At 56.4% G+C, this 1,232-nt stretch carries 1 rRNA gene (only partly in view); it reads right to left on the bottom strand.

Features of this window, described 5'->3' with window-relative positions:
- Positions 1-39: 39 nt before the first annotated feature.
- A 23S ribosomal RNA gene (locus ACFWPQ_RS51830) occupies positions 40-1,232 on the bottom strand; it runs 2,013 nt beyond the window's last position.

Raw genomic sequence — 1,232 nt, 5'->3', positions numbered from 1 at the left:
GTCGTTGCCTCAGAACTAACACAGTGGACGCGAGCAACTGAGGACAAGCCCTCGGCCTATTAGTACCGGTCACCTCCACCAGTTACCTGGCTTCCAGATCCGGCCTATCAACCCAGTCGTCTACTGGGAGCCTTACCCCATCAAGTGGGTGGGAGTCCTCATCTCGAAGCAGGCTTCCCGCTTAGATGCTTTCAGCGGTTATCCCTCCCGAACGTAGCCAACCAGCCATGCCCTTGGCAGAACAACTGGCACACCAGAGGTTCGTCCGTCCCGGTCCTCTCGTACTAGGGACAGCCCTTCTCAAGACTCCTACGCGCACAGCGGATAGGGACCGAACTGTCTCACGACGTTCTAAACCCAGCTCGCGTACCGCTTTAATGGGCGAACAGCCCAACCCTTGGGACCGACTCCAGCCCCAGGATGCGACGAGCCGACATCGAGGTGCCAAACCATCCCGTCGATATGGACTCTTGGGGAAGATCAGCCTGTTATCCCCGGGGTACCTTTTATCCGTTGAGCGACGGCGCTTCCACAAGCCACCGCCGGATCACTAGTCCCGACTTTCGTCCCTGCTCGACCCGTCGGTCTCACAGTCAAGCTCCCTTGTGCACTTACACTCAACACCTGATTGCCAACCAGGCTGAGGGAACCTTTGGGCGCCTCCGTTACTCTTTAGGAGGCAACCGCCCCAGTTAAACTACCCATCAGACACTGTCCCTGATCCGGATCACGGACCCAGGTTAGACATCCAGCACGACCAGACTGGTATTTCAACGACGACTCCCCCCGAACTGGCGTCCGGAGTTCAAAGTCTCCCAGCTATCCTACACAAGCCGAACCGAACACCAATATCAAACTGTAGTAAAGGTCCCGGGGTCTTTCCGTCCTGCTGCGCGAAACGAGCATCTTTACTCGTAGTGCAATTTCACCGGGCCTATGGTTGAGACAGTCGAGAAGTCGTTACGCCATTCGTGCAGGTCGGAACTTACCCGACAAGGAATTTCGCTACCTTAGGATGGTTATAGTTACCACCGCCGTTTACTGGCGCTTAAGTTCTCAGCTTCGCCCCACCGAAATGGAGCTAACCGGTCCCCTTAACGTTCCAGCACCGGGCAGGCGTCAGTCCGTATACATCGCCTTACGGCTTCGCACGGACCTGTGTTTTTAGTAAACAGTCGCTTCTCGCTGGTCTCTGCGGCCACCCCCAGCTCAGGAAGTAAATTCCCTCACCA

Source organism: Streptomyces sp. NPDC058464 (assembly GCF_042721035.1).
Taxonomy (GTDB): domain Bacteria; phylum Actinomycetota; class Actinomycetes; order Streptomycetales; family Streptomycetaceae; genus Streptomyces.
The sequence above is the reverse complement of the archived record's forward strand: the minus strand, read 5'-3'. Positions and strand labels throughout refer to the sequence as shown.